This window comes from Rheinheimera faecalis (genome assembly GCF_021290965.1).
Taxonomy (GTDB): domain Bacteria; phylum Pseudomonadota; class Gammaproteobacteria; order Enterobacterales; family Alteromonadaceae; genus Pararheinheimera; species Pararheinheimera faecalis.
The window spans coordinates 109594-127897 of the sequence record NZ_JAJOYT010000011.1; the positions used below are offsets into that span (position 1 = coordinate 109594).

Here is an 18304-nt window from a genome sequence, read left to right on the forward strand (position 1 = left end):
CTTATTGCCCCGCTTTGCTAACAGTTGGAGCGACAATAGAACCTGAGCGGATTTTGGTGGTGCCTTCAATGACAACCTGATCGCCAGGATTTAAACCCGAAACAATTTCCACCAGGCCAGGTAGACGTTGTCCCAGTTGAACTTCAGTTTGTGTCACGCTGTTGTCTTTGTTCACCACAAACACATACTGTTTGTTTTGCAGTGGCACTATCGCCTTTTCAGACACTTGCAGCGCCTGTACTTCAGCCAGCGTGACGCTGACGTTTAATAACATACCAGGGCGTAATTCGAGTTGGTCGTTAGGCACCAGGGCGTGTACTTTCACAGAGCGGGTGACAGGGTCTAAGCGGGTATCAATGGCTTTAATCTGACCGGTAAATAATTTGCCCGGGTAAGCGACACTGCTGGCGTTGACCGCCATGCCTGGTTTTAACTGCGCCAGATAATACTCAGCGACGCTGAACTCCAGACGAATCATGCTTAAATCATCCAGCGTTGTCAGCACAGTGCCCGCTGTTAAGTAAGCACCTTCACTGACCTGACGTAACCCCAAAACACCACTAAATGGTGCTCTGATGGTCATTTCATTCAGCCGGGCTTTTACTGCGTCCAACTGAGCTTGTGTGGTATTCACTCTGGTTTGCTGTTCGTCCAGTAAAGACTGAGCCGTGGCCTGAGTTTTTGCCAGATTTTTTACCCTTTCCAACTGGCGTTTTTGATCCAATAAAGATGCAGATAATTCGGCGACACGGGCACGTTCTTCAACATCATTCAACTGAGCAATTAACTGGCCTTTTTCAATACGCTGACCCTCATTAATATGAAGAACAGTTAAGTAGTCGCTGGTGTTGGTGACAATTTGTACTGACTCATTCGCCAGAGCAGTACCCAGGCTTGTGACCTGACGTACTAAAGTGGAATTGCTGACAATTTGTGTGCTTACTAAAGTCGCTGCATTGGCTGCCTTTTGCTCTTCTTCAGGTGATTGATTTTGAAGAAAAAGATAAACAACAAACAAGAACATGCCAATTAATAAAACCCATATCAGGCGCGAATTTTTTTGCGTCACGGTAACTCCACTCTGGTACTCTTCGAATAATGGGCTTTATTGTAGGGAATATTAGCCAAAGCAGTGCACGGGTTATCGCAATGACTCAGGTGTTGGTCGTATCGGAGGAGTGAATGTCGGAACAAAAGTGTGAGTTTTGCCACAATATGCGCTTTTACATTGTCTGGGTTGTGCTGATGGCCGCATTTTATTTTTGGTATATGGACTAATGGAAAAGCTTCAGTACAGAGCTGCCACCGCAAGAGGTGGCGTGAAAACATTGTCACTTAGCAGTGTGGCCTTGTTGTTATGGTTGTTTTTATTACTGCTTGTCCCCGATGCACTGCATAGTTCAGCCTGGGTATTACTGCTGATTTGCTGTTTGTTGGGTATGGTTGCTGGTTATGCCAAATTGACCGAGCCTTTGTATGTGATAGAGCTGGATCAGCAGGGGTTTTATTATATACATCACAAAGGACGCTGGTTTATCCCCTGGCAGGGCTTTTCTTTTATTTCTGTGCCTGAACTGGCTGGAAAGGAGTTGGCCTATATTGGAGTGAAACTTCGTAACTACGATGAATTTCTTAATCAACTCCAGCCTCGCTTAGCAGTTCACATTATGGTAGAACAACGTCATCTCCTGATTGCAGCACTTGGCAGTAATTGTCCAAGCGGAACTTGCCCCACGGATCTGATGGTTGAAGTCGGGGAATACCGGGGAGCAACACGCAGTTATACTGGTGCTATTGCAATGTTTGCCCGACGCATGCAATTATTGCGGCAATTAACCGGCTTCGATCTGTTTATTCCGATAAGTGCTATAGGCTCAGAACCTGCTGATTTTTGCCGCAAAGTGAATCAAATCCGGTTACAATGTTTAGACAATACAGTCACCTAGACACTTGATGTGCGTCTGTATCATAATGGCGCGATAAAACAAAATTAAAAACGGTATTTCAGTTATGAATAATTATGAAAAAGCATTTTTAGTCAGTGGACGCAACACCTTGATCCACAAGCAAAAAAAAGTGGACTTAGTCATTGTGAATGATACTGGTGATCCGGTAATAGTGGCGACTCGTCATGGTGTGAAAATATTTACTGAAGAAGTTCCTGCAACCAAAGTTGATGCGAAAGCCCGCTATCTGGAATTAGTGGATATTGCCAGCTCTGACGTATTCAGCGAAAACAAGACGCTTTTATTTGTGCAGGCATTAAATAATAAAGAATACAAAGTAGACTACAGCAAAGTGGGAACAGATTTATTTATCCGTATCCACCAAGAGAACTATATTTAATAGGTTGTTAGATACAAATCCTTATTCAGGGTCAATGAATTGCATTGCCTGATGAATTTGTCGTAGTGGCGGCTTGTTTTAAAAGTGGTAATTGCTTGTGACAGTAAATGCTTTAGCGTGTCAGTTTAGCCTCAAAGACGATTTAGTCTTTATTCATATGCCTGTTACTCAGACCAATCTGACGGCTGAATTATTAAAAGAGCAATTACAACAAGCAGGCTATGGTCGCTGCTTGTTGCTGCAAGACCAAATCAAAAATTTGTTGCTGGAATACCAGCAAGTTCAACAGAAAATCAAACAGCAGCTTCAGGCCGAAGGCTATGTGCTCAAATACAAAGTTGCCGAGCGTGTCCATGCTCAACTGAAAGTCGAGATCAGCAGCGATGCTATGCTTGCAACCGCAGAAATCACAGCTGCTTACGGTGGTAATCCAATTTCTGCCAACGAAGCAGTCAAAGCAGGACAGGAAGCGGGTATTGTATTTGGTTTTCAGAAAGAACAAATCCTTCAATTAGTGGCGCAGGCCAGCCGCGCTGAGCCAGGCAGTAAAACCAAAGCGGACATAGCGGTAGGCAAATTGCCAACCCCTGGCCGTGATTCAGTGTTTGAACTGCTTATTCGTGATATGTCTAATCGCAATAAACAACCTATTGCCCGTTCTGAAGGGAAAGTCGATTTACGTGATTTTGGCGCTATTGCTTCGGTGAGAACGGGTGAAGCTTTAATGCGTCGTCATCCGCCTACCAAAGGCAAAGAAGGCATGACAGTCACTGGTACCCGTTTGTCTGCTCTGGACGGGCAGCAATTACCCTGGGGGGCTGCTGAAGGCTCTGCTGTGTCTGCTGATAACCCTGACTTGTTAGTTGCTTGCCAGGACGGTATGCCACGCTTATTAGATGCCTGTGTCGCTGTGGATGAAGTTTTTGTCATCAACAAAGTCGATGCCGGTTCAGGTCATATTATTTTTAAAGGCGCAGTGGTCATCAATGGCGATGTGGCGCAAGCCATGAAAGTTGTTGCCGGTGGCAATGTGTTTGTTAAAGGCGTATTTGAAGGTGATCTGATTGAATCCGGTGGTGATGTCACTATAGGCGGTGCCATTATTGGTCATCAGGTGGGCGAAGTAGGTGAACATACCGAACTGAGTACACAAGTCAGGGCTAAAGGTAATCTGAATTGCACTCTGGCACAATACGCCAATATAAAATGTGAAGGTCGTCTCACGGTATCCAAACAGTTATTACACTGTCAGGTTGAAGCCGATTCTGTATTAGCAGGTACCGAAGAAAAAGCCAATGGCAAAATTGTCGGTGGCCGTTATTATCTGGGTAATGGTTTACGTTGTGGCAATCTTGGTGCTCCATCCGGTAGCTTGTTGCAAATACTGCTGAATAAACAAATGGATCCGTTGATAGAAAAACAAAACGTGTTACGCACCAGTTTAGTTGCCCTAAAGGCTGAAATGGAATTGGTAAAACAACATGTAGAGCAGCTTAAGCAAATGGAAAAATCGCCGGCAGTGCAAGAACAGATGGCGGCCATGGTGGAGGAGTTTGAAGAACACCGTAGTATTGCTTCTGCTTTTATCGCGGATATCAAGCAACTGGAAGAGCAAAGACGACAGCTGTTATTGTCGGTTTGTATCGAAGTCACCCAGCAACTTTTTGCAGGAGTGGAAACCAGCTTTGGTAATGAAGTTTTGAGAACTAAAAAGGAGTACGGCGCTTCCCGTATTCGATTATCTGAACAAGGTGTAGTGGTAGAGGCTCTGTAAGCGCCTCGCTTTTTCAAGCGACCTCTGTTGCTTATTTCTACAAAACTGGCCTGCCTTTTGCTTTGCTTTTTTTGGTTACTTCTGACGTCAAATTTTTGCTGTTACTGGTGCTGATCGGCAGTGCCATAACATCATGCGGTGGAATAAAGACAATGATACGAACACAACAATGGTTTCTTTTACTTTTGCTTAGCGCATTTCTCACTGGATGTGGTGGCGGAGGTGGAGGTGATTCCGATTCCGGTGGTTCTGCTTCCAGCGTCAATGCCGGGATAGATCAAACAGTGAATGAAACGGACAGTTTTACCCTGAATGCGTTGGGCGATCCTGCAGGCGGTACTTTTTCCTGGCGTCAGTTATCCGGAGCCGCAGTGGAAGGTATGCCAGCCAGTACTGCATCTGTAACTCTTGTTGCGCCTTTGGTGAAAGCCGATAGTATCCTGGTATTTCAGGCTACTTACACAACACCGGGCGGTCAGAACTTAACAGATGAAGTTCAGGTGCTGGTGAAGGCTGAGAATCAGGGACCTGTTGCTGTTCTGCAAATAACCCAGCCTTCTATATTACCTGTGGCGCAAGGCTTAACCGTCAGCATCAGTGCCGCTTCTTCTTATGATCTGGATGCAGATGGCATTATCGCCAGTTACCTGTGGACTCAAACTTCTGGTTCTGCGGTGACACTGACTGGAGCAAATACAGCGACCGTCAGCTTTGTTGCGCCTTTGGTGGCTACACAAACTGATATTGAGTTGGCGTTGACTATTACCGATGATGAAGGTTTAACAGGGCAAGGCAGCATCAAAGTACCGATCCGTGCCAGCACGCAGCAGATTATCGCTGATGCAGGAGCTGATCAGCAGGTACGGGAGTTTGCTGAAGTGCAGTTAGACGGCAGCGGGACACGCACAGTGACCGGCAGCTTCAGTTGTCGTTGGAGCCAGTTAAAAGGCCAGACGCTGGTGCTGGTCAATCCCACCTCTTGCCAGGCTTCTTTTATTGCACCTGACATCTCAGGCACCAGTCAGCTGGAGCTGCAATTAATAGCAACAGACAGCAACAACCAGACAGCGACTGACACTATGCTGGTCACCGTCAGTAACGCCGTACTTGGTGATTTACCTGATACAGGTGTGGTGAACTGTTATGACATTTCAGCTGAGATCCCCTGTGGTGATGAAAGCTATCCGCGTCAGGATGGTGACGGTGGTCGTGATAGCGTAGTGCAGTATTTACGTAAAATAGGCAAAGGCGAAAAGGCTTTCGATTTTACCAAGTTGGATCAGTTTGGTGACGAGCTGGCAGACACAGCCAATGAGTTTTCCTGCGTACGTGACAATGTCACAGGTTTGATTTGGGAATTAAAAGAACCTGTGATTACGCCGCCTCCTGCCAGTACTTTAAGAGCAGCGAACAACAGATACAGTTTTGTGAATACCAATGCAGGTAATGGTGACGAAGCCGGTGTACCTGCACCAGCGTCAAGCACATGCCCAAGTGCAGAGAATTGCGGTATCGAAGTGTATGTGGAAGAGGTGAATGAAACAGCGTATTGCGGTGGTGCAAACTGGCGCTTGCCTACTTTGGAAGAGCTGATGTCTATCGCCGATTTTAGCCGTATTGGTGAAAATCACTTGTTAGATCCGGCATTTTTCCGTTTTGAACCTGATCACTCTGTGCAGAACAATATGTTTTACTGGACCACACAAACCAGTGCAGAAGGTGGTGGTGGTATTTCTGCCTGGGTGTTTGATATCCGCAATGGTAATGACAATACCTTGCCGAAGCAGCAAAATCAGTTAGGTTATGTGCGTCTGGTGCGCTCACCATAAGGGAATTTTATGTCAAAGTATTTTATGTTCTTACTGATGGTGGCAGGGCCCGTTCAAGCTGCTCAGGTGTGTTACAGCGATATCACGACCACTAAACCTATTGCCAGTTTTCAATTAAACGCAGATGGTACAGTGCTGGATACGACTACTAAGCTGATGTGGTCACGTTGTCTGGTAGGACAAAGCTGGGACAACTCCAGCAGCACTTGCACCGGCACAGCACAACAACTGGACTGGCCTGAAGCTTTAACTGAGGCAAAACGTAGCACCCTGGCAGGCTATAGCACCTGGCGTTTACCTAATGCCAAAGAAGTGCTGACGCTGGTGGAGCGCAGCTGTGTTGACCCTGCTATTAATCTGACGGCTTTCCCTGCCAGTAACAGTGAGAATATGTGGACTGGTACTACAGTGGTAAATCAACCTGATCGGGGCTGGGCTATTGCGATGTATAGTGGCAAAAATAATTCCAAGGAAAAGATTATCCGCTTATACGTACGCTTAGTGCGGTTTAGCGACGAGTAAAATGGCTTGTGCTGTGGTCTTTTCGATGAAAGACCACAGCAATGCGTTACTTCCTGATGATCTCACTGCCTTTTTCACCTAAGCTAGCCTCAATTGCTTTACCAATCCCCTTGAAAGAGAGTTGATATTTTGCATCGTGTTTTGATCCTGTTATTGATGTTCTTTAGCTGGCAAGGCTTTACGGCTGAGTGCAATATGGCATTTCGCCACGGTATTTTAATTTCCCCTGAACAAATTCGTATTCAAAGCACTAACCGCACTGTATTTCAGATCAATCAGGATCAGGATTTATTTATTCGCGGCGAATGGATCACGTTAAATCCGGCAGAGCAAGAGCTGGTGCGCCAGTATGCGCAGGGGTTGCGTAAATTTGTGCCAGAGTTGGTCACCATAGCAGTGGATAGTGTCGAGCTGGGTTTAACTGCGATTGAAAACATGCTGGTGGGTATTGGCAGCACGGCGCAGCAAGAAGAGTGGCAAGCGCTGATCCGCGAAACCACCTATCAGCTGACATCACGTTTTGTTCGAAGTGGTGAACATTTTTATCTGGCGCCCCAAAGTCTGAACGAGCTGGATGCCTTTTTACATGGTGAATTGAAAACACAATTAAAAGACCTGGCTAAATACACTGTTGGCGCTGTCTGGGATGCTTTACGTGATGCACTGCGCCAAAGTGAAGATGACTTTGAACGTTCTGAAAGTCAGAACTGGCAACCTGCCGATGAATTACTGGCCAAAATTAATACCGGCCTGGATTTAAAAGCCGACGAGCTGGAACAAAAATCCGTATTATTTTGCCAGCGACTGACCGAGCTAGATCAAATTGAAACGCAGCTACAACAACGAGTGCCACAATTGCAGGCTTATGATGTAGTGACGATGAAATAGCCGAATTGAGTCAACACAGGAAAGTTGTTGTTAACTCTGCCGGGTAAGTTTCGCTTTTAACTGTTCATTACGGCTTTTTTCTTTTTCCAGTAACTGCTTTAACTGAGCGATTTTTGCAGCAGCTTCATCATCCTGTATCGCTTTAAGCCTTAATTCTCCTGACTCCGCATCTCTGACCTGTCTGGCTCTGGCATTGCAGGTTGGGCAACTGTGTAAATCTGACATAAGTACCTCTTCTTTAGTTTTTTCTTCAGTAATGTGTTTAATAGTTGATATAATCAACTTAATTGTGGGTCTTTTGGTAGATAAAGTCAACTAATGAGTGATTGGATAAGGAAACATCATGGAGCAACAACAGGATTTACTCGACCAACTACAACAACTGACGGCTGAGCTGCGCGGCCAGTTTTTTCAGCAACTGGGTCCTGAATTGCCGGGGTTAACGGCTATGCATGGTCGGTTGTTGCTGATGACTGCCCAAACGACAGGAACCACAGCGCAGCAGCTTGCGGAATGGTTAAGGCGGGACAAAGCCCAAATTACCAGACTACTCAATGATCTGCAGCACGCAGCCTTAGTGCAACGCCAGACAGATCCCAATGATGGCAGGCGTCAGCTGTTGTTATTAACAGAGCAAGGTCAGCGATTGGCTGCACAGTTAAAGAGCAAAAAACGACAAATCGCCAGCAAAATGCTGACAGGTTTAACTGCACAGCAGCAAACGCAAATGACGGAATTATTGGCGCAGATGTATCGGAATTTAGTGAGCGCCAAGTTATTAGCAGATAAAACTCAGGAAGGATAACAGCAATGAAACACTGGTTATTTTTAGCAACGGCTATAGTGGCTGAAACCATAGCCACTTCATCTCTCAAGGCCAGTGAAGGCTTCACAAAATTCTGGCCCTCAGTAGCTGTGGTTGTAGGATTCGCCATCGCTTTTTACTTTCTATCGTTAACTTTAAAAGTGATCCCTATAGGCATAGCCTACGCCGTATGGTCTGGTGTTGGCATAGTGCTGATCACGACTATCTCCTGGTTTTTATTTGGCCAGAAACTCGATCTGCCTGCCCTCATAGGGATAACCCTGATTATCGCAGGTGTAGTGATTATGCAGGTGTTTTCTAAGGCGGTGGGTCATTAATATCTACTGGCCAGCTAGAGTCATTTTTTAGTAGCCAACGGAAGCTGCACAAATAGCAGAGAGGTAAAAGTTACCTGTGTGCGTATCAATGTATGAAATTAATTCCGCTGGTAACGTCGTCAGGTAATGCTGTTCAGCGCCGAATTAGTTTTATTATCAATCTGATAATCTAAGTTAATTCAAGCGCTTAATATTCTAATTTCGACAATTGCCCGCTGTTTTTACAGTCTGGCCCGCTCCCTGCACCTCTTTAGTTGTCCTGTTGCCCGGACGAGTTCATCCCGGTGGATCATCAGGTCACCGATAACCTTTTACTTATCAAGGAGAACCTTACTATGGCACAGTTAAATACAGCTAGAGTGAATCATGCATCCGATATTATTCAGGTGTTAAACAGTGGTATTGAGTTTTACACTGATGCAAAAGAGCAGGTTCGCGACCCCAGGCTGGCACAGTTTTTCGATCGTATGCTCAATGCCCGTCGAATGGTCAAAGAACGTTTGCAACCATTTGCCGTAATTGAAGACGGTCAGCGCGAAGAAGGTTCGGCTTTTTCTGTTGAAGTCAGAAAAGTCTACACCAAAGTGATCAGCGCTATTTCTTCGGATACAGAGCATACGTACATTAGCCAGTTAGAGGAAGTTGAAGACAAAACGCTTGAAGAACTGCGTATTGCGCTGAAAGATAACCAGCCAGCTCAGTATGAAGCTGCATTGCTGCAATCTATGGCGACCATGCAGGAATGCCATGATGAAATGCGCGCACTGAAACTAAGTGTCAGCCACTAAAATAAAAACTGATAGCTGTCTTAAGTCAGGCAGCTGAATTGCAGGTGCATCCGTTGTTTTTATGATTGATGCACCTGCTTTATTTACCACAACTGACTCTGTATTTATTTACAAAAAAGCACGGAGCTACCTCTGCTTTCCGGGAAGTTAGCTAACAGCAGCAGACACCTGATCTTTATCCCAAATCCTCCACCGCTGACCCCAGTAGTACATGGAGAACAGTCAAAACAGGTTGTAGTGATCTGAACGACAAGGAGGGTGTATGAAAAAATCAGGCTTTATAGGTTTTTGTTTTTTAGTGATGGCTGGCAGCGGAGCAGCAGAGTCTGTGGTGTTATCTGCAGATGAGCTAAAAGCTAAGGTCGTTGAGATTACAGCTGCACAAAATCAGGTGATGTTACGAGGCTCAACTGCAGAGGACGTGGATAAACTTTTTGCGCTTTATAGCGATGATTTTGTTTATCGCCATGATGTGTATGGTGGCAATTACAGCAAAGATGAACTCTATGCCAATACGATACGGCTGTTAGCTATGGGGAAATATGATAAGACCGAACCGCGCTATCGTATTGTCAGCCAAATTCCGGGTCATAACGCCATTGCAGTAGAGCGGCAGGAAGTACACAAAGGTGTGGTAAAAAACCATCTGGCTGTATTTGAGTTCCGTCAGGGCAAAGTCGCAAAAGTTATCGAATACTGGAAGTAGGGCGCTTTGTTTTTTTATCCGCCTGTGTAGCTCTATTCTTTGGTTCAGTTTAAATCTCAAACCAAGCGCCATCCGGCACTTTCGACTTTGTTTCCCAAAACATGAATTCTCTTTAGTACCAATGTTCTGCCGCTATCGGTCTGTTAAATAGCCATTCCATCAGGTTAAACCATACCACTCCTATCAGAATAATGTTTCGAATTCATCGCCAAGGTGCAGACTTATTAACCAAAACGTGTTATGGATAGTGGGCATGTCTTTGACCTGAGTAGTTTTAAACCTGTGGGCTTTAGTACTCTTCCTCAAAAATTTGCTTTGCGGATCGGCAGACGTTATCCGCGTTTTTGTGGTCGTTATAGCTTTGGAACCTCATTCTTTATCAAATGTTGGGCGGCGTAACATGACACAAAGATTTTTAGTATTGGACAGTTTCAGAGGCTTATGTGCCTTATCTGTGGTGGTATTTCATCTGCATGTCGTCAGTACATTTACTGAGGCAGATTTCTTTCGTGGTAGCGGGCTCCTGGTGGAGTTCTTTTTTGTATTAAGTGGCTTTGTGTTGAGCCATGGTTACGCATTCAGTACCCATTTATCCTTTAAGCAGTTCGCTGTACTTCGAAGCTTCAGGTTATTCCCTCTGCATATTGTGATGTTAGTGGTGTTTATCCTTTTTGAGTTTGGCAAATTAGCGGCTTATCAGTGGGGAGGGCTTTTATTCAACAGTGCTCCTTTTACAGGCTTAGGGGCTCCTTCAGAGATATTGCCTAATTTTTTTCTTGTTCATGCCTGGTCTTCGCTAACGGATCCCTGGTCTTTTAATTCTCCATCCTGGAGTATCAGCATTGAGTATTACATCTATTTTATTTTCTTCGCGACTCTGTTGCTGTTTAAGAGTTATAAGATCTTAGCCTGGACTTTTATAAGCTTTGTCATGTTGTGGCTTATTGCGAAAGAGGCTATTTTCCCTGTGCTTGATGTGCAGCGGGGATTGTCGTGCTTCTTCGCCGGTGGGGTCACTTATTACCTTTACTCGCGTTTAAACTATTTAAAATTCAACTACCTGGTTGCTTCTTTACTGGAGGCACTGCTGCTGGTTTTGGTTGTCTGTATAGTGGCGTCCAGCATTGAGTACCGATCACTGATCTCAACCTTCCTGTTTTGTGCCACTGTATTTATCTATTCATTTGAGGTGGGTTTTATCTCTTCTGTGTTGAAGCGATCTGTGTTTACCAGATTAGGGGAGTTGTCGTACTCCATCTATATGACACATGCCGCAGTCATTTTTGTCCTTGTGTCTCTGGCTATGGTGATGCAAAAAATCACAGGATTACAGCTGGCTCCAATGGTGGACGATGTCCGATTTGTTACGACCGGCTATCAGCTGCCTAACATTATTCTGGTTTTTTGTGTGTTAGCTCTGGTTGTTTTCATCTCTTTTTTCACCCACAAGTACATAGAAAAATGGGGGCAACGTAAAGCTAAAGTCTTATTGTCTAAAGCGGCAAGTCCGGCCTGAAAGGTTTCAGTTTTTGATATAAGCTTTGGCTGTTAAATTTTTCCAGAAAATAGCAGTCTTGTGCTCATCCATGTAGAATGCGCGCTTATAAGCTTGTACCAGCGCATATCTGTAGGAATTTTGATGAAAAAGACAATAGCTTTAACCCACCCTAAACTGCAACCTGCCCGTTTGGTGGATTCCATTAAGTATGATATTAAAAAATACCTGAACAGAGAGCGTCGTAAGAGCCTGCCTGCTGGTATGGATTACTGGACCTTTGACTGTCGCTTTGGTGCTTCAGTGGATGTTGCAGAGAAGATTTTTACCTCTGAAATCAATAAACATATTGATGCTGCGGTGGCACAAGAGCTGGAGAGCTTCTATGTAGAAATTCTTGCCAGAGCCTGCAAACATAAGCCACGTGAACTTGGTTTTGACATCGACGAAGCTGACGAAGGTTGATACTCAGAATGCTTGTCGCAGCAGATAAGCATTTCACTTTTTAACCCAAAGCGACCTGATTCAGGCGCCTAAACATTACAGAAAAACTGCGTAAAATTCATTCAATGACAAAGAATTGTCTCTTCTACCGCTAAAATACTGTATATTCTGCCCTCATTTTTTACTGTAGCTATTCTACAGAGGAACTCTTATGCAATTTTCATCTTTAGATTTAGCCCCGGATTTACTCCGCGCCCTTGTAGAATGTGGCTACAGTGATATGACCCCGGTACAAGAACAGGCCATAGTGCCTGCACGTCGCGGTAAAGATTTACAAGTTACAGCGCAAACAGGTACAGGTAAAACTGCTGCCTTTGCTATTCCTGTATTACAACGCATGCTGGATAAACCAAAAGATACAGTAGCGCAGCGCCCACGTGCCTTGATCCTGACTCCAACCCGTGAATTAGCTGAGCAAATTGCTGAATCTATCTCTGCTTACGCGCAGTTTGTGCCTTTGAGTGTCACGGCACTTTATGGTGGCGTGAAAATGGGCGGTCAGGCCAACAAATTAAAAGCGGGTGTAGATATCCTGATCAGCACGCCAGGCCGTTTGATAGAACATATGGCCCTTGGTAATGTGATCTTAAGTGATGTTGAATTTGTAGTGCTGGACGAAGCCGACCGTATGCTGGATATGGGCTTTGTTACAGACGTGACCAAGTTAATGCAAATGACGGCGACTACACGCCAAACCATGTTGTTCTCGGCTACAACTTCACCAGCCGTGAATGAACTGTCGCATAAAATTCTGAAAAATCACCAGCAAATCCGTGTGGCGAAAACCAATAGTACGGCTGACACCGTCAACCACGTGGTGTATCCGGTTGAAGAAAGTCGCAAAATCGAATTGTTTGAACAGCTGCTGGCCGAAAAAAACTGGTTTCAGGTGTTGGTGTTCACCAGTACTAAAGAGCAGGCTGACCGCTTATTAGCTGGCTTGCAAATGCGGAAAATTGACGCTGCTGTTTGTCATGGTGATAAAAGCCAGGGCGCACGTCGTCGCGCTATCGCTGATTTCAAATCTGCTAAGTTACAGGTATTGATTGCGACTGAAGTGGCTGCCCGTGGTCTTGATATTCAAGGCCTGGATTACGTAGTGAACTTTAACCTGCCGTATCTGCCGGAAGATTATGTGCACCGTATCGGTCGTACCGGTCGTGCAGGCGCTACAGGCAACGCGATTTCATTTGTCAGTCGTGAAGAAGAGCAAACGTTAGAGCGCATTCAAAAGCTGATAGGCAGCACGGTCAAACGTATAGTCACGCCAGGCTTTGAAGTGAGCAACAGGGAATCGCTGTTAAAAAGTATTTCACGTAAGGTCTTGTCAGGCCGTTCCAACAAAGCCAGCGAAACCTCTATTGATTTAGACAGTTCAAATAAAGTGAAGCCGAAGGCCAAACCTAAAGCTAAGCCGCGCACTACTAAGTAATCTTCTGTTCTCAAACCAGTCAAAGCTGCTTGCTTTGACTGGTTATCTTCGTTTACCTACAAATCCCTTACCTGGTTCGCTTCCCCAGTTTGCTTACATGTAGGCCTTGGTAAAAGCTTCTTTTGATTGTTTGATATAGCTGCGGGCTTTTTGCGCGTGTTGCTCCCATGCCGCTTTATCTTTGGCGTCGGTGAAGGGGTTTTGATCCGGTGCGACTGAGCGCTCAAATCTATCGTAGAAGGTAATAGCCGACGAAGTAATTTGGTTAAAACGCTCTTTAAATTCCTGCATGCCCTCAAGCTGCTCTGAGGTTTTCAGCATATATTGGATCAGCTGGGTATTGTCATTCGCGGCCAGATAACTCTGAGCTTTAGTAGTGACGTTTTCACCCACTTCATTCATCACCAATGCACGAATAGATTCTTCTTTACTCATCACCCGGCTGTAATTTTCCTGAGTGCGGGCAAGACCAGCGTGCTGAATATAGTCGCGCAAGTGTTTGTCTAAATCTTTACGAAATACTTCCACCATTTTCAGCATGTTTTGCAAATCGTTTTCCAGGGTGGAAACCTGCACTAATTCACGTTCCAGCTCATTTAAAAACTTCTCAGCCTGCTCGTAAATTTTTAAACCATTTTCTTCGGCAAACTTACGGTCTTTGCGGTTTAAATCAGCGTTCTCATAATTCGATTTATCAAAAGCTGTCGCCAGAAAGGACTTAAAAGGCTCAGCAAAGGCAGCATATAAACCGCCGCTGACGACCGTTAAAGTAGCGGTCGTTAAGTCACCAAAAGGTTTAACCATTGAATTCAATCTGGCTTGCTGTAAAGGCGAAGCCACTCTTTTAGTGTCGGCCAAAATAGTACGGAAAGACGAATAGGCCATAGGGTTCGACATTTTATTGCGCTCTGAACTTGCCAGTGCAAAAGTGATGGTCGAATAAATAGCGTTGGCATATTCCAGATACTGACGCTGGCTTTCCAACTGCGCCGCATAGTTTTTACCTATAGTGCGGAACGACTCGCTTTGCAGCTCGTAGTTTTTATTGGTTTGCAGCTTATCCAAAATGCCGCTGATAATTTTTTGCTCGTTTTTCTGCAGTGCTGTATCCAGCAAAATACGGTCTAAAACCACATCATCCAGCGCTACGCCACCGTGCAAGGTTTCTATGTCTAAACGCAGATATTTGCGGCCCGGATCGTCAATAGAAACACGATGTGCCATATAGGCTTCAGTGCCGGCAGGCGCTTCAATCAGGCCAACCTGTTGCCACTGTGCATCCAAAGCCACAGAAGATGAGGTTAAAATATTAATTCGGTAGCTGGCAAAAGCAGACTGAGGCTTGACCCAAAACTCCAGCAAACCCAGTTCAGACACCGGATAACGGCTGACTAAAGAGCTGCTGCCATCCTGACAAAATAATGCGCTTGTGCCAGTGCGGGCCATTTCAGAGCTGCGCTGGCAACCAGCAAGAATATTCCACTGATGGGCGTCCTGTTCAAAGTCGCTGGAAAATACCAGTTCACCGGGTTTGGCCACAGCAAAACCACTGAATAAACAAAGCAAGGCAACAGAAAAACGACGCATACAATCCTCAATAGAGCAGGGTACAGGAAAGCCCATACAGTCTTGCATAAGGCTGACAGAACGAAGATTTATGGTAGCTGAATTTCGTAGCCAAAACAGCGCTAATTTTTGTTTTCCAATCAACAGCTTTTACTAAAAATAGCTGTTGCAGCAAAGCAGGCTGGCCCAGTATGCTCTGCGCTGACAAAAAGCGCCTCAGAAGGGGCCAATTACAGAGACGAGTTTGATGAAATCACAGGGATTAAATTTTTACCATCCATTAGCCTTCTGGCTGGGCTGTCTTGGCATCACCTTGGGAGTGCTGGCGCATGTGCCCATGTTTATGCATGCCTCCCATATGAACTATCAGATGGTGGGGATGCCAATGGACAGCAATATGCTGATTGGCATGGGGCTTATTCCATTGGGTTTGGTGCTGGCCATGTATGGCATGATGCCACGGCTGGACCAGCTGCGTAACACCGACAACAGCAGATTACATTTTCATGTGGCCGATCAGTTGCCACTAAATAAAGAGCACTGGACTTTGGTGATGGTGCTGATGGCGGCTGTGATAGTGGATGTGATGAAGCCCGCCACTTTAGGTTTTGTCATGCCGGGCTTAAAAGCTGAATATGGCATTAGCTCAAAAGAAGCAGGAGTGCTGGCGCTGGTAGCCTTAACAGGTACTACTATAGGCTCAGTGATCTGGGGCATGATGGCTGATTTATTTGGCCGCAGAGCCGCTATTTTATTATCGGCGCTGATGTTTATCGGCACTGCGATTTGTGGTGCTATGCCATCTTTTGAATGGAATCTGGTGATGTGCTTTTTAATGGGCCTGTCAGCAGGGGGCTTATTGCCTATTACCTTTACCCTTATGGCTGAAACTATTCCAGCGGCACACAGAGGCTGGTTGTTAGTGGCTTTAGGTGGTTTTGGTACTGCGGCTGGTTATCTGGTGGCGTCAGGCTCAGCGGCTTTGTTGGAACCCATGTTTAGCTGGCGTATTTTGTGGATGCTGGGGCTGCCCACAGGCTTGTTGGTGATTTTTTTAAACCGTTATATTCCGGAATCGCCGCGTTATCTGGCCAGTAAAGGATTAACCAGCGAAGCCCGTCTGGTGTTGCAGCGTTTTAGCGGTGTACAGGCTCATGATCAAAGCAGCATAGTGGTGGAAGAAGAACCTGCTTTGCAGAACGCAGGATTTAAGCAGTTGTTACAAGGGCATTATGCCGGTATTACCTTAGGCTTAGTGGCGGCCGGTGTGGCCTGGGGTTTGGTGAATTTTGGCTTTATGTTATGGCTGCCAACGAACTTAGGTGAAATGGGCTTAGCAGGGCAGGCCAGCGCTATTATTACGAAGTCGGCTTTTTTTGCTTTGCCTGGTGTGGCTTTAGTGATCTGGCTTTACCACAGCTGGAGCAGTATCAAAACCTTGCTGCTGTTTATTCTGCTGACCGCTTTGTCTTTACTGAGTTTTTGTCTTTTTGACTGGCTCGACAGCCGCTCTGTGACTTTGCTGTCAGTATCTATCGCCTTGCTGCTGGTCAGCTCCAGCGGTGTCATTGCCATGCTTATTCCCTACGCAGCTGAGATATACCCGGTGCATTTGCGTGGCACAGGCTCTGGTATAGTGGCCGCCAGCTCGAAGTTTGGTGGCATTTTAGGTGCGTTGCTTGGAGTTTTAGGCTTATTTGATCAAATGGCATTATCTGGTTTGGTGATTATGGCAGCGCTGGTGATTGCGGCCTTTTTACTGCACCGTCACGGCATAGATACCAGAGGCATTCGACTGGAAGATATGCATGCCGCTTTAGAGAAGAAGTCTGATCGTTAAAGAAAAAGCCCGGATAGAACCGGGCTTTTTAGTCGAACCGTTCAGTGAGCTTAAAGCGCAGCTTTAAGCTCTGTCGCCAGGCCATAGTTTTGAGCTATGGCTTTATCCAGCAACAATTGCCCTTCCTGTTTATCGCCTTGTAGAATTTTGCGCACACCAGACCAGGTTTGCACTTGCGGGTCGTTGTTTTGCAGCAGGTAATTTTCCCATTGTGGCGAGAACGCCGCCAGTTGACGTTGTGCGTCCAGACTGCCATTTTTAGCTGCCACGCTCCACCAATAATGACCACTGTGCAACTGAGACAAAGTGATTACAGGCTCGACAACAGCGGCTTTACCCGGATCGGCCCATAATTTGTAGTGGCCATGGCTGGCGTCTTCATCCAGCACTTTGCCGACTAATAATGCAGAGGCTTGCTGTAACTCCATTTTGTTGGATGATATCACCTTGGTGACGACGCCTTTTTCATTGGTATTTACTTCAGCACTACCATAAAAACCTTCGATTTTTGTTTTAAACGATGATTTGCGGCTAAAAAATTGTTCAGGTAACTCGTTACTAACTTCTAGTGGTAAATCCTTGTCTACGTTCACATGATAATTAGCATTAGTTGCCAGCAGATCCATCATGGTGCCGAGCATATATTGGTGTGCAGGAGAGCCAGCGACTGCATATTCAACCAATTTATGATCCTGCATGAATTTGTTTACTTTGTGTTTTGAGAGTGGCCCAAGGCTATAGTGCAGCACTACTTTACCCTGATGTTTTTGACCAGTCGCTGCATACTTCCAGGTCTTAACAGCTCTGGCTGAGGTTTTATCAAAAGTCTTTGCCGGAAAAGAACCCAACACCTCAACCGCAGACACATTGCCTTGCTCATCAATCACAAATCTAAGCACGCTGTAGCCAAAAAGACCTTTTTGCGCTGCACCTTCCGGATAAGAGGGCGCTTTGCGGCTGACAACTTCAGGGAAATCTTTGACAGCTAATGTGTCATCTTCCTCCATTTTGACCTGCACCTGGCCGAGCAAATGGCGGGACTGTTCATAGGCTTGTTGCTGCTCTGTAACTGACAGCTTTTTCGATATCAAACTTATCGCTCCGGCAGCTCTGTTATCGCCAAGTTCAGCAGCCAGTTGAAAATAAGCCAGAGCTTTAACCGGATCTGCGGTAGCTCCTTCGCCTTTATAAAGCATCACGGCCAGATTAAATGCAGCAACCTCGTTGCCAAGCGGCAGCAGCTCACTAAATTCAGCAGTGGCTTGAGGGTAGTCTTTTTGATCGTAGTGTTTTAGTGCATCCAGTAAGTCGGCCTGTGCCAGGGTGCTGAACAGCAGTCCGGCAGCCAATAATGATTTGCGCATTGTTTTGTCCCTGTAATAGCGTTTAATGTGAGAGGAAGGTTAACATTGATGCAACACTAGCGGCAAGTTGAAGATATCAGCGAACTAAAAAATAATGGGCTGGGTCT

General features: G+C 45.6%; 18 protein-coding genes. 14 read left to right on the forward strand and 4 right to left on the reverse strand.

From position 1 onward, the window contains the following. Window position 1: 1 nt before the first annotated feature. A complete protein-coding gene (locus LSG34_RS16650) occupies window positions 2-1069 on the reverse strand; it encodes an efflux RND transporter periplasmic adaptor subunit (RefSeq protein ID WP_233010230.1) in 1068 nt (355 codons plus the stop codon). A gap of 250 nt (window positions 1070-1319) precedes the next feature. Here LSG34_RS16650 and LSG34_RS16655 point away from each other — a divergent pair, with 250 nt between their 5' ends. The 6 genes from LSG34_RS16655 (at window position 1320) to LSG34_RS16680 (ending at window position 7359) form a co-directional block, all read left to right on the forward strand. Then, the gene (locus tag LSG34_RS16655; RefSeq protein ID WP_233010231.1) at window positions 1320-1946 is read left to right on the forward strand and encodes a DUF2982 domain-containing protein; all 627 of its coding nucleotides are present in this window, start codon (window positions 1320-1322) and stop codon (window positions 1944-1946) included. 64 nt (window positions 1947-2010) lie between these two features. Further along, window positions 2011-2346, forward strand: coding sequence for a hypothetical protein (locus LSG34_RS16660; protein WP_233010232.1), 336 nt, complete (start codon window positions 2011-2013; stop codon window positions 2344-2346). Between the two features lie 97 nt (window positions 2347-2443). Then, window positions 2444-4120, forward strand: coding sequence for a DUF342 domain-containing protein (locus tag LSG34_RS16665; protein ID WP_233010233.1), 1677 nt, complete (start codon window positions 2444-2446; stop codon window positions 4118-4120). A gap of 152 nt (window positions 4121-4272) precedes the next feature. Next, complete coding sequence (locus LSG34_RS16670; protein WP_233010234.1) at window positions 4273-5949, forward strand: Lcl C-terminal domain-containing protein; 1677 nt, start codon at window positions 4273-4275, stop codon at window positions 5947-5949. A 9-nt stretch (window positions 5950-5958) separates the two neighbouring features. Continuing rightward, window positions 5959-6471 (forward strand): Lcl C-terminal domain-containing protein, encoded by a 513-nt coding sequence (locus LSG34_RS16675; RefSeq protein ID WP_233010235.1) that lies wholly within the window; start codon window positions 5959-5961, stop codon window positions 6469-6471. A gap of 129 nt (window positions 6472-6600) precedes the next feature. Next, window positions 6601-7359: a DUF2884 family protein gene (locus LSG34_RS16680; protein ID WP_233010236.1), complete on the forward strand. Its 759-nt coding sequence runs from the start codon at window positions 6601-6603 to the stop codon at window positions 7357-7359. Between the two features lie 30 nt (window positions 7360-7389). On the opposite strand, the gene LSG34_RS16685 is transcribed toward LSG34_RS16680, so the two are convergent. Further along, window positions 7390-7584, reverse strand: a complete 195-nt coding sequence (locus LSG34_RS16685; protein ID WP_233010237.1) for a hypothetical protein — start codon at window positions 7582-7584, stop codon at window positions 7390-7392. A gap of 118 nt (window positions 7585-7702) precedes the next feature. On the opposite strand from LSG34_RS16685, the gene LSG34_RS16690 reads away from it, so the two are divergent. The 7 genes from LSG34_RS16690 to LSG34_RS16720 all read left to right on the forward strand — a co-directional run bounded on the left by LSG34_RS16690 (window position 7703) and on the right by LSG34_RS16720 (window position 13427). Then, on the forward strand, window positions 7703-8164 hold the full coding sequence (locus LSG34_RS16690) for a MarR family winged helix-turn-helix transcriptional regulator (RefSeq protein ID WP_233010238.1): 462 nt from the start codon (window positions 7703-7705) through the stop codon (window positions 8162-8164). Between the two features lie 5 nt (window positions 8165-8169). Next, on the forward strand, window positions 8170-8502 hold the full coding sequence (locus LSG34_RS16695; RefSeq protein WP_233010239.1) for a DMT family transporter: 333 nt from the start codon (window positions 8170-8172) through the stop codon (window positions 8500-8502). Window positions 8503-8837: 335 nt separating this feature from the next. Next, a complete protein-coding gene (locus LSG34_RS16700) occupies window positions 8838-9290 on the forward strand; it encodes a PA2169 family four-helix-bundle protein (protein ID WP_233010240.1) in 453 nt (150 codons plus the stop codon). A 262-nt stretch (window positions 9291-9552) separates the two neighbouring features. Next, window positions 9553-9996: a nuclear transport factor 2-like protein gene (locus LSG34_RS16705; protein ID WP_233010241.1), complete on the forward strand. Its 444-nt coding sequence runs from the start codon at window positions 9553-9555 to the stop codon at window positions 9994-9996. Between the two features lie 400 nt (window positions 9997-10396). Further along, window positions 10397-11512 carry an acyltransferase family protein gene (locus LSG34_RS16710; RefSeq protein WP_233010242.1) on the forward strand — a complete coding sequence of 372 codons (1116 nt, stop codon included), beginning with the start codon at window positions 10397-10399 and terminating at the stop codon, window positions 11510-11512. A gap of 123 nt (window positions 11513-11635) precedes the next feature. Beyond that, window positions 11636-11956: a DUF6172 family protein gene (locus tag LSG34_RS16715; RefSeq protein ID WP_233010243.1), complete on the forward strand. Its 321-nt coding sequence runs from the start codon at window positions 11636-11638 to the stop codon at window positions 11954-11956. A gap of 190 nt (window positions 11957-12146) precedes the next feature. Further along, entirely contained in the window at window positions 12147-13427 is a 1281-nt protein-coding gene (locus LSG34_RS16720; RefSeq protein ID WP_233010244.1) for a DEAD/DEAH box helicase, read from the forward strand. Window positions 13428-13520: 93 nt separating this feature from the next. Here the strand turns inward: LSG34_RS16720 and bdpA are convergent, their stop codons facing one another. Beyond that, window positions 13521-15014, reverse strand: coding sequence for a BAR domain-like protein A BdpA (bdpA, locus tag LSG34_RS16725; protein ID WP_233010245.1), 1494 nt, complete (start codon window positions 15012-15014; stop codon window positions 13521-13523). A gap of 226 nt (window positions 15015-15240) precedes the next feature. Between bdpA and LSG34_RS16730 the strand changes: the two genes are divergently transcribed. Then, window positions 15241-16833, forward strand: a complete 1593-nt coding sequence (locus LSG34_RS16730) for an MFS transporter (protein ID WP_233010246.1) — start codon at window positions 15241-15243, stop codon at window positions 16831-16833. 50 nt (window positions 16834-16883) lie between these two features. Here LSG34_RS16730 and LSG34_RS16735 read toward each other — a convergent pair whose 3' ends face one another. After that, entirely contained in the window at window positions 16884-18197 is a 1314-nt protein-coding gene (locus LSG34_RS16735; RefSeq protein ID WP_233010247.1) for a TonB family protein, read from the reverse strand. Window positions 18198-18304: the final 107 nt, after the last annotated feature.

Excerpts from the sequence above, each read along its gene's own strand:
- LSG34_RS16660 (WP_233010232.1), top strand. The coding sequence starts at position 2,011 with ATGAATAATTATGAAAAAGCATTTTTAGTCAGTGGACGCAACACCTTG.
- LSG34_RS16670 (WP_233010234.1), top strand. The coding sequence starts at position 4,273 with ATGATACGAACACAACAATGGTTTCTTTTACTTTTGCTTAGCGCATTT.
- LSG34_RS16675 (WP_233010235.1), top strand. The coding sequence starts at position 5,959 with ATGTCAAAGTATTTTATGTTCTTACTGATGGTGGCAGGGCCCGTTCAA.
- LSG34_RS16685 (WP_233010237.1), bottom strand. The coding sequence starts at position 7,584 with ATGTCAGATTTACACAGTTGCCCAACCTGCAATGCCAGAGCCAGACAG.
- LSG34_RS16690 (WP_233010238.1), top strand. The coding sequence starts at position 7,703 with ATGGAGCAACAACAGGATTTACTCGACCAACTACAACAACTGACGGCT.
- LSG34_RS16695 (WP_233010239.1), top strand. The coding sequence starts at position 8,170 with ATGAAACACTGGTTATTTTTAGCAACGGCTATAGTGGCTGAAACCATA.
- LSG34_RS16700 (WP_233010240.1), top strand. The coding sequence starts at position 8,838 with ATGGCACAGTTAAATACAGCTAGAGTGAATCATGCATCCGATATTATT.
- LSG34_RS16705 (WP_233010241.1), top strand. The coding sequence starts at position 9,553 with ATGAAAAAATCAGGCTTTATAGGTTTTTGTTTTTTAGTGATGGCTGGC.
- LSG34_RS16710 (WP_233010242.1), top strand. The coding sequence starts at position 10,397 with ATGACACAAAGATTTTTAGTATTGGACAGTTTCAGAGGCTTATGTGCC.
- LSG34_RS16715 (WP_233010243.1), top strand. The coding sequence starts at position 11,636 with ATGAAAAAGACAATAGCTTTAACCCACCCTAAACTGCAACCTGCCCGT.
- LSG34_RS16720 (WP_233010244.1), top strand. The coding sequence starts at position 12,147 with ATGCAATTTTCATCTTTAGATTTAGCCCCGGATTTACTCCGCGCCCTT.
- bdpA (WP_233010245.1), bottom strand. The coding sequence starts at position 15,014 with ATGCGTCGTTTTTCTGTTGCCTTGCTTTGTTTATTCAGTGGTTTTGCT.
- LSG34_RS16730 (WP_233010246.1), top strand. The coding sequence starts at position 15,241 with ATGAAATCACAGGGATTAAATTTTTACCATCCATTAGCCTTCTGGCTG.
- LSG34_RS16735 (WP_233010247.1), bottom strand. The coding sequence starts at position 18,197 with ATGCGCAAATCATTATTGGCTGCCGGACTGCTGTTCAGCACCCTGGCA.